Below are 9,996 nucleotides of genomic sequence, written 5' to 3'. Positions count from 1 at the left end.
TTTATTAGTTGTAGAAAACTCAAAAATTAAACGGGTATACCTTTGGAATCATGGAAATCTGATAACGAGAACGATCGAAAACAAATCGAACGGATATGTTTGGAACACAACGGATCGTACGCCTGATATGAGCCTTCCAGGAGTATCTACTCGAGCACAGCTGCTTTCTTTTGAGGTAGATACTATACCGGAGTCAACCTCTCATTATTCTTATATAGCAGCGAATATGGTGTATGCGATGGGAGATCTCCAGATAAAGCGAGTGATTCGTTTGTATCCGGATTGTCCGGCCATTGCTTCCGATTTTTATTTTAAGGGGACGGCGCCGGGAAATTGGTACCTCCCTCAAGTTGTGAACGACAGTTTGAGAGATATCCGTTTCGTTCGTCATGGGAAAGCGCGTAAATATGTTCCGATAATCGAAAAAACTGCCTTTCCCGGGAAGCATTGGAGGTATCGCGTAGTAGAGTTTTTCGAAATGACAGATCACCTGAATAATTTAGTGCAGGAATACCGTCCGTTAGGTTTCTGTGAACGATTGTATCGCGGCAATTTGTTGTTTGCTCAAAATGAGGAACAGAAGCAGGGACTCTTTTTCCTAAAAGAGGCACCCTCCTCGAACGCTCAATTGAACTATTACGGAGGAGATTATTTGACCTTTTTCGGTCAAATCAGGATGATCGGCTTCGGAATAAATAAAGAAGATCTTTCTGCTGATGCATGGACGCAGGGATATAGTTCTGTCGTCGGCGTATATGCCGATACCGAATACGATGCATTGAAATCTTTAAGAATGTATCAGAATAAATTACGTAAGAAAAATACTCCTACCGAAGAGATGGTGATGATGAATACGTGGGGAGATTGGCAAGATGCGACTAAAAACTTAAATGAGAAGTATATTCTTGAAGAGTTGGACCTATGTGCGAAGTTGGGAATATCGCATTATCAGCTCGATTATGGATGGCAGACCTCCGTGAAGAATTTGCCTTCGCACAGCGGTCAGAACGAAAACTATCGCGATAATGAAAATTATTGGTTGCCGGATAAACAGAGGTTTCCTAAGGGGCTGACCCCGATAGTGAAAAAGGCCAAACAGGTAGGTATCGAACTGGGATTATGGTTTGAGCCTAATTATAATGATAATTATGCTCATTGGGCACAAGATGCGAAATATTTGATTCGGTTGCATCAGCAGTACGGAATCCGTGTCTTTAAAGTAGATGGACTGCGGATTCATAATAAGAAATCGGAAGAAAGAGTGGACAGCTTGCTCATGACATTGTCGGAAGCGTTGAACGATGGCGTTTGTATCAATCTTGACGTAACTGCGGATAAACGGTTCGGCTATTTCTTTAAAAACAGATATGGAAACATTTTCCTTGAAAACCGCTATACGGATTGGGGAGGATATTACCCTTATCAGACATTACGAAATCTTTGGATGCTTTCCAAGTATGTTCCGACACAGAATATTCAATTGGAATTTCTGAATAAATGGCGTTATGCGGATAAGTACAACGATGCGTATGCACCTGCTAATTATAATTTTGAGTATCTCTTTGCCATAACGATGATGGCTCAGCCTTTAGCCTGGATGCAGGCACATAATCTGCCTCCGGAAGGATTTGAACTTTCTTCCGTAATCAAGCGATACAGAGCGTATCAGAACCGTATCCATCAGGGATTGATTCTGCCTATAGGCGATGAGCCTTCAGGACAGTCGTGGACGGGATTCCAAAGTATTCAGGAACAAGGAGGTTTCCTCTTGGTTTTCAGGGAAAATAATAGTCAAAAGACCGCTTTGATAAAAACATGGCTTGCTCCTCATGAGAAGGTTCGGATGCATCATATCCTGGGAGAAGGAAAAGATTTTCTGACAGAAACGAATGGAAATGGAGAAATTTTATTTTCTTTGGACGAAGAGAATTCTTATTCGTTATATCAATATGAGATACTAAAATAAAGGTGTAGAAATGGATAAAAACAGACGTAGATTTATTAAAAGAAGTATGCTGGGAGCAGCAGGTATTTTCGCTACTTCGATGTTGGATACCACTCGTATATGGGGACAGATAAGCTCGGACAGCAAATTACCGGCCATTTTAGGAGGGCCTAAAGCCCATATAGATATGTGGCCTGCATGGCCTGTATGGGAATCGTCTCGTAATGAAAGACTCTTGAGAGTGTTGGAAAGCGGCGTTTGGTCGCGGGAAAAAGTGACGGCCGAATTTGAAAAAAAATGGGCGGAGATGATCGGGACGAAGCGCTGTCTCGCTGTGGTCAACGGGACGAATGCTTTGATTACGGCTATCTCGCAATTTGACATCGGCCCCGGAGATGAAGTGATTGTTCCCCCTTACACGTTTGTCGCTACCGTGCAAGCTGTCTTAATGAACGGCGCTTTGCCCGTATTCGCAGATATCGACCCGGAAACATTTCAGATAGATCCGGTGCAAATAGAGAAGAAAATTACGCCGAGAACGAAAGCGATCATTCCTGTTCATATCCTGGGTATACCGGCAGATATGGTAACTATCAAGGAGATTGCCCGAAAACATCGGTTGATGATAATCGAAGATGCGTGCCAAGCTCATTTGGCAGAAGTGAATCACAAGCGTGTCGGCTCTATCGGCAATGCCGGCTGTTTCAGTTTTCAGACTTCTAAGAATATACCCATCGGCGAGGGAGGTGCCGTTGTAAGCGATGACGAAGAGTTTATGGATCGTTGTTTCTCTTATCACAATTTAGGATTTCCGTACGGAACGCAAACCGGTTCTGTTGGAGCGGGTTCCATAAGGATAGGTACAAAGGTTCGTTTTACGGAGTATCAGGCCGCTATCGGATTAATGCAAATGATAAATTCGGAAGCGACGACGGAACAACGTTGGGAGAACGGGCGGTATCTCTGGCAGAAGGTAAAAGATATCCCGGGTATCATGCCGCTTCGTCTGTATCCGGCTACCACGAAAGCCGTTTTCCATCTGCTTCCTTTGCGGTATGATCAGCGCAAGTTCAAAAATATGCCGCGCGCCTTGTTCCTCGAGGCGTTAAGAGCGGAGGGGGTACCTTGTTCGTCGGGGTACGTGCCTTTGCATACGCAGCCTTTTATCAAGGCGGCTTTCGAATCGAAATTATATAGAAAAGCGTATGCCCCTAACGAAATAGATTATGCAGCCTTTATCGGAAACAATCAATGTCCTGCTAATGACCGGATTTGTAACGAGGCTGTCTGGATGACGCAAAACCTGTTGCTGGCAGGAAGATCTGCCATGGATGATATTGCCAATGCCATCGAAAAGATATATGAAAACGCAACGTTGATTATGCAAAAAAAGGGAAGGAGATAAAAATGGAGACCGAAATAAATAGAGCCGTCGCCTTTATACTTGGTTTATGCTTTTCTGTTATTTCTTACGGACAGGAAAAGCAAACCGATCAAGACGTATGGCAGGTCGGTATTGCTCGGGAGGTCATTACGCCGACAAAGTCGATGTGGATGGCAGGATATGCGAACAGAACCGCTCCTTCGGATGGGAAAATCCACGACTTGTGGGCAAAAGCGCTTACCTTAAAGGATGCTCGAGGGCACACCTCGCTTTTGATTACGATGGATATTTTGAGCATTCCTGTCGATTTTTCTCATCGCATTAAGAGCGAATTGAAGAGAAAGTATGATCTGGAACCTTCGCAAATCATATTAAATGCTTCGCATACGCATTCGGGGCCGGTGCTGTCGAATGCTCTCAAATATATTTATCCGATGGACGAAGCTCAATGGAAAGAGGTGGCTGAATATACGCGAGTATTGGAGCAAAGGATCCTCCGATTAGTGGAAAATTCGATGCGACAGTTACAACCGGCATACGTTTATACGGGGAACGGTATCACTCGTTTTCAAGTAAACAGACGTAACAACGATGCGTCGAAACTGACTGCGACTACTGTCTTGAATGGTCCGAACGATTATGCCGTACCGGTGATCAAAATTGAGAGTGCCGGTAAACAAATCAGAGCGATTGTTTTCGGGTATGCGTGCCATCCCACCGTTTTATCGGGATATCAATTCTCTGGGGATTATGTAGGATTTGCCCAGATCGAACTGGAAAAGATGTATCCCGGTGCGACGGCTATGTTTTTCCAGGGAGCTGGGGCCGATCAAAATCCCTTGCCGCGTCATCTCGTGTCGTTGGCTGTTCAATACGGGAAGCAATTGGCAGTGGCCGTAGAACAGGTGCTTTCGGAAAAAATGGCAAAGCAGAAGAGTATACTGAAGACTCTTTATAAGGAAATAGAACTTCCTTTCGACCGGCCTATGACGATGGAACAGTTTCAGGAGCTCGCCAAAGGCAGTGATTTTCATGCCCGATGGGCAAGAGGGATGATGGCGGAATATAAGGAAAAAGGCTCTTTCAGCAAATCATATGCTTATCCCATCGCTTATTGGAAATTGGGAAACCAATCGCTTTTCGCCTTGGGAGGAGAATTGGTGGTGGCCTATGCCGTAAAGTTGAAAGAACTTTTCGGACAAGATATCTTTGTGATGGGATATGCGAACGATGTGATGGGATATATTCCTTCGACCGTTATATTAGAAGAAGGCCGTTATGAAGGAGATACTGCCCCGCGTGTGTACGGCTTGCCGGCCAAGTGGGGCAAACAGACCGAATCGCTTATCATGGAAAATTGCAAGCAGATAGCACAGGAAGAGATCAGAGAATAAAAACGAATACATTTATACAAAAAACAATTATGAAGAAAAAATTTTTATCAGCAAATACCTTGCTCCTTTTGCTTTTGTTATTGACGCAGTGTAAACCCGCCGAAAAACAATCGGCGACGAGAGAATCGGAAGGAGTGGATGCGGCGCGGGATGCCATGATCGCCAAACAATACTTTTCTGGATTCGACGATGCGCACGATACGTATAACGCCATATCCGTTGCCAGCGACGGGAAGATATATTATGTCCTTTCCTCTACCCATTATGACATCGGCGGGCAATTTTACTGCTACGATCCCCAAACGGATAAAACGGCATTCATTGCCGATCTATCCGATGCGTTGGGCGAAAAAGCACAGAAGTATATCGCACAGGGGAAGAGCCATGTAGAGTTTTACGAATACGATCGTAAGCTCTTTTTCGCCACGCATGCCGGTTATTATCAGATGATCGACGGGGCCGAACAGATGCCGGTTACGGCTCCTGAAGGATATAAATTGTATCCTGGCGGACATTTCCTCTATTACGATATGGAAACCAAAGACTTGCACGACTTGACCCTGGCCCCCGACGGAGAAGGGATTATCACCATGGCCATGGATACGGTACGGCAACACTTGTACGGAATAACATGGCCCAAAGGGCTTTTCCTCGATTACGACATGAAGGCGAATATACTGAAAAATTTAGGCCCTATCACGAGAGCCGGCGAAACCCAATTGGGCACGGAACATTTTAGGGTGATATGCCGTTCCGTTTTCGTCGATCCTCGTGACGGCAATGTATATTATTCCACCGCCGACGGCGACATCTATTCCTATAATCCGGCGGGAGATGCTCCACAGAAAGTGGAAGGCGTGGATCTGCGCTTGGATTACTTCGGCAAGTATGATCCGAAAGATGCCGGCAGCATGGGATACAATTGGAGAAAAATCTACTGGTACGCTCCCGAGAACAAAGCGTACGGCGTGCACGGCAATTCGGGATATTTGTTTACTTTCGACCCCGCGGCCAGGAAGATAGAAATCGTGGACAGGATTACCTCTGAACCTTCCAAGCGGAGCGGCATGTTCGACCAGTTCAGCTATGGCTATTTGGGATTCCGCATCGAGAAAGATGGCATGATTTATTACCTCACCGGAGCGCCTATCTATAAGGACGGAAAACGGATGGCCGGCGTGGATAAGATCAATATGGGGGCGGCGAAGGGACTGGAATACCTCCACGTGGTGACCTATGATATCCCCAAGAAGAAGTATAAAGACCTGGGGCCTGTCTTCTATCAGGACGGATCTTTCCCTACTTACGTGAATTCCATCGCTGTAGGAAACAACGGAGAGATCTATACCTTAGCCCGGTTCATGCACGAAGGGAAAGAGATTGAAGACTTAGTAAAAATCCCCTTGAATTAGTCTTTCCTAAAAGTATTATCGTTTTTTAAATGAAACAACAGTTAAAAGCAGAAGTAATATGAAATCGAAAAAAATGTCAAGACGCTCTTTTTTGAGTACATTGTCCGCTGGTACCATCGCCATGGCGGCAGCCGGTTCTTTGAAACCTACGGAGGCGGCTTCTTTCTATGTAAAGCGGCATGGAAAGTTGGCGGCTTTGGGAGGCGAACCGGTGGTGAAGAATAAGGTATGGCCCCGATGGCCGATGCCGGACGAGAAGATCGTAGCAAAAGTGGCCGAGACGATTCGCAGCGGCAAATGGTGCCGGATTGATAATTTAATGAACGGCAACGTAGCGACCTTCGAACGAGAATATGCCAAGTTGCTGGAAACGAAGGGATGCGTGTGCACCGGCTCGGGGACGCAAGCCCTGCATACGGTAGTCGAGGCGCTGGGAGTGGGACCGGGCGACGAGATCATCACCACCCCCTATACAGACATGGGTACCATCTCTTCGATCATCAGCGCGCGGGCACTCCCGGTCATGGTCGATTTGGATAAGGAGTCTTTCCAATTGGATCCGGTCGAAGTGGCTAAAAAGGTCAATAAGAATACAAAGGCTATCATGCCCGTACACATGATGGGGCAGCCTTGCGACATGGAAAATATCATGAAGATCGCTAAAGAGCATGATCTGAGAGTGATCGAGGATGCTTGTCAGGCTCATTTGGCCGTGTACCAAGGAAAGAAAATAGGTTCCATCGGTGATGCCGGCTGCTTCAGCTTTCAGACCAGCAAGACGATCTGTTGCGGCGAAGGTGGCGGTATTATCAGCAATGACGAAAAACTGTTGGACGATTGCTATACGGTTCAGAATCACGGTACAAACCGGCAGGGACGTTCGGTGACCATCGGCCCCAAGTATCGAATGAATGAGTTCGAGGCAGCTGTCTTGTTGGAACAGTTAGCCTCTGCAGAGGAACGTTTCGAAACGCGTAACCGAAATGCGAATTATCTGACATCCAAGCTCAAGGATTTCCAGGCGTTGGTTCCGCAAAAATTATATCAGGGCACGACGAAGGGTTCGTTCTATCTCTATACGATGGCTTTCCATAAAGAGTATTGGAACGATGTCGATCGCAATACGTTCCTGAAAGCGTTGGCGGCCGAAGGCATTGCCTTGAGTCCTTATATCCGTAACGGTTTGCACAGAGAGCCTTGGACGGAGAATATCATCGCTCGAAAAGAATATAAGGCGATGTACACGCCTGAACGGCTGAAGCAGTTCAAAGCCGATTTGAGTCTGCCGAATTGCGACTGGGTTTGCGCCAATATGGTCATGCTCTGGGCTTCCGGCCCGTTATTGGCTGCGAAAGAGGATATGGACGACGTTATCAACGCTATTATGAAGGTATACGAGAACAGGGATCAGTTGCATTTGATTTCGTGAAAAATCGGATTATGATGAAAAAATTATTCTTTGTTTTATATATGATGATGGGAATTGGGCAAATGACGTTTGCCCAATCTCTTTTAAATGAGAAGGGGTTGCGGCTTTCGACCTTCGATGTCAGCGCTACCCCGCCGGTAGGCACTCAGCTGACTTATGACCCGATGGAAAAATCGGGCGATCTCTCCTTGCGGGCCAAGGGAGTCGTGCTTTTGGGGGCGGGAAAGCCGATTGTGCTGTGTGCCATCGATTGGATCGGCATCGCCAATGAAGCACAGGATGTTTTTAAGGCTTCTTTGGCCGAGGCGGCCGGGACTACACCGGAACGCGTGGAGGTACACACCCTCCATCAGCACGACGCACCGATATGTGATTTTACCGCCGAGAAAATCTTAAAAGAACACGGCATGGATCCGAGTTGTTTCGACGGGACGTTCGCCCGGAAACTGATCAAAGACATACAGGATGGCATTCGCATGGGGCTTTCGAAGGAGCAGCCCGTGACGAGCGTCGGTCTGGGGAAAGCGCCCGTGTACAAGGTTGCCTCTAATCGCAGAGTCAATATAAAGGACGGGAAGATCGTTTCTATGCGTAGCTCAGCGGAAAAAGATCCGGCGGTGCGGGCTTTGCCCGAAGGACTGATCGATCCGGACGTATCCTTGCTGAGTTTCTGGAACGGCGATAAACCTTTGGCCGTCCTCAGTTTTTATGCTACGCATCCTCAGAGTTACTATCTGACAAAGGTGGCCAATCCCGATTTCCCCGGCATCGCCCGTTTCCTTCGTCAGCTGGCCGTTCCGGATGCGTTGCATGTTCATTTCAACGGGGCGGGAGGGAATATTGCTGCCGGGAAGTATAACGACGGTACTCACGAGTTGCGCGATACGCTCGCTCGACGTCTCGCCGACGGGATGGAGCGCGCCTGGAAAAATACCCGAAAGTACCTTGTCGGAGCGAACGACCTGCGTTGGGTGACAGAACCGCTCTTCCTACCGTATAATCCGAAAGTGGCGGAGATAGCGCATACCTTCTCAGGTATGAGCGAGCGGATTCTGGCGAATAATATGGGGCGTTTGGGATGGTATAAAAGACGCCTGCAGGGGAAAAGTATCGGAACCGCTTGCTTGGCCGTCGGCGACGCCCGCATCCTGTTCATGCCCGGCGAGCTGTTCGTACAGTATCAGTTGGCTGCGAAGGCCATGGCTCCCGATAAATTTGTAGCCATGGCCGCTTATGGCGATTACGGCCCATTTTATGTGGGGACGAAGAAGGATTACGAAGAAGGTGGATATGAAATCGAATCGAGCCCGGTAGCGCCCGATGCGGAAGATTATCTGATGAAAACGATGCGTACGCTTCTCGAGAAGGCCGATCGGAGAGATCCGTGGAAAATGGAGACGAAAGCGAATTGGGAACAACAAAGGCAGGAGATCTTGACGAATATGCAAAAAGCAATGGGCCCCTTGCCTGTGGATACTCCGCACGACATGGCGATTCATTATGTCGATTCTCTCGATCGGGGACGGTATATCCGTTACAGTATCCGTTTCGAAGCAGCTCCTGCCGAAAAAGTTTACGCCTATCTGTACAAACCTAAAGATATCGAAGGAAAAACATATCCGGCCGTGTTAGCCTTGCACAGCACGGGAACAGAAGGGAAACGCATTATAGACGGTACCACTTCCATTGCCAACCGAGCTTATGCGCGCGAGTTGGCGGAACGGGGATACGTGGTGATTGCACCGGATTATCCGGGATTCGGCGAATTGGCCGATCATAACTTTCGGAAAGACCGTTATGTTTCGGGAACGATGAAAGGCATTTTCAATCATATCGCTTGTGTGGATCTGTTGCAGTCGCTTCCTTATGTCGATAAGGAAAAGATCGGAGTCATTGGGCATTCGCTCGGCGGACATAACGCTATTTTCGTCGCGGCTTTCGATCCGCGGATCAAAGTGACGGTTTCGAGTTGCGGTTGGACCTTGTTGGATTATTACAATGTGGGTGAAGAGGCTACGAAACTGTATGGAGGCCGGTTGGGACCTTGGGCTCAAGACCGATACATGCCGCTTGTCAAGACTAAGTATGGGTTGGATCCCGAGCGGATGCCTTTCGATTTCGATGAAGTGATTGCCTGTATCGCTCCTCGTCCCTTTTGTTCCGTTTCGCCGCTGTATGACGGTAATTTTTCGATAGAGGGCGTAAGGATTGGAGCGGAACACATTGCTGAAGTGTACGCGTTGCTACATGCCTCGGATAAGTTTGAGACGGTTTTTCCTGCGTGCGGGCATGATTTTCCTCCGGAAATAAGGGAACGGGCCTATGCTTTTATCGATCGGTTCCTGAAATAGTCGGAATAATAGAGCTTCTAACTTTCTCTGCTCTTATCCGGAGCGAGACCGAACGGTTTGAGACTTGTTACGGATCAGTAA

6 protein-coding genes are annotated in these 9,996 nt (G+C 47.4%); all 6 read left to right on the top strand.

The features are described from left to right. Window positions 1-226 precede the first annotated feature (226 nt). Genes BN102_RS05880 through BN102_RS10545 form a run of 6 tightly spaced genes read left to right on the top strand, consistent with a single transcriptional unit; the run spans window position 227 to window position 9,915 of the window. Window positions 227-1,966 (top strand): alpha-galactosidase, encoded by a 1,740-nt coding sequence (locus BN102_RS05880; protein WP_019208181.1) that lies wholly within the window; start codon window positions 227-229, stop codon window positions 1,964-1,966. Between the two features lie 10 nt (window positions 1,967-1,976). Beyond that, window positions 1,977-3,350, top strand: a complete 1,374-nt coding sequence (locus BN102_RS05875) for a DegT/DnrJ/EryC1/StrS family aminotransferase (protein ID WP_036787368.1) — start codon at window positions 1,977-1,979, stop codon at window positions 3,348-3,350. A gap of 2 nt (window positions 3,351-3,352) precedes the next feature. Next, window positions 3,353-4,723 carry a neutral/alkaline non-lysosomal ceramidase N-terminal domain-containing protein gene (locus BN102_RS05870; RefSeq protein ID WP_019208179.1) on the top strand — a complete coding sequence of 457 codons (1,371 nt, stop codon included), beginning with the start codon at window positions 3,353-3,355 and terminating at the stop codon, window positions 4,721-4,723. Between the two features lie 29 nt (window positions 4,724-4,752). Then, window positions 4,753-6,135, top strand: a complete 1,383-nt coding sequence (locus BN102_RS05865; protein ID WP_019208178.1) for a hypothetical protein — start codon at window positions 4,753-4,755, stop codon at window positions 6,133-6,135. A gap of 58 nt (window positions 6,136-6,193) precedes the next feature. Continuing rightward, window positions 6,194-7,564 (top strand): DegT/DnrJ/EryC1/StrS family aminotransferase, encoded by a 1,371-nt coding sequence (locus tag BN102_RS05860; protein ID WP_021311054.1) that lies wholly within the window; start codon window positions 6,194-6,196, stop codon window positions 7,562-7,564. 11 nt (window positions 7,565-7,575) lie between these two features. Then, a complete protein-coding gene (locus tag BN102_RS10545) occupies window positions 7,576-9,915 on the top strand; it encodes an alpha/beta fold hydrolase (protein WP_083867205.1) in 2,340 nt (779 codons plus the stop codon). The last annotated feature ends 81 nt before the right edge of the window (window positions 9,916-9,996 follow it).

Origin of the sequence: Phocaeicola abscessus CCUG 55929 (genome assembly GCF_000312445.1) — a bacterium.
Lineage (GTDB): Bacteria > Bacteroidota > Bacteroidia > Bacteroidales > Bacteroidaceae > Phocaeicola > Phocaeicola abscessus.
The sequence above is the reverse complement of the archived record's forward strand: the minus strand, read 5'-3'. Positions and strand labels throughout refer to the sequence as shown.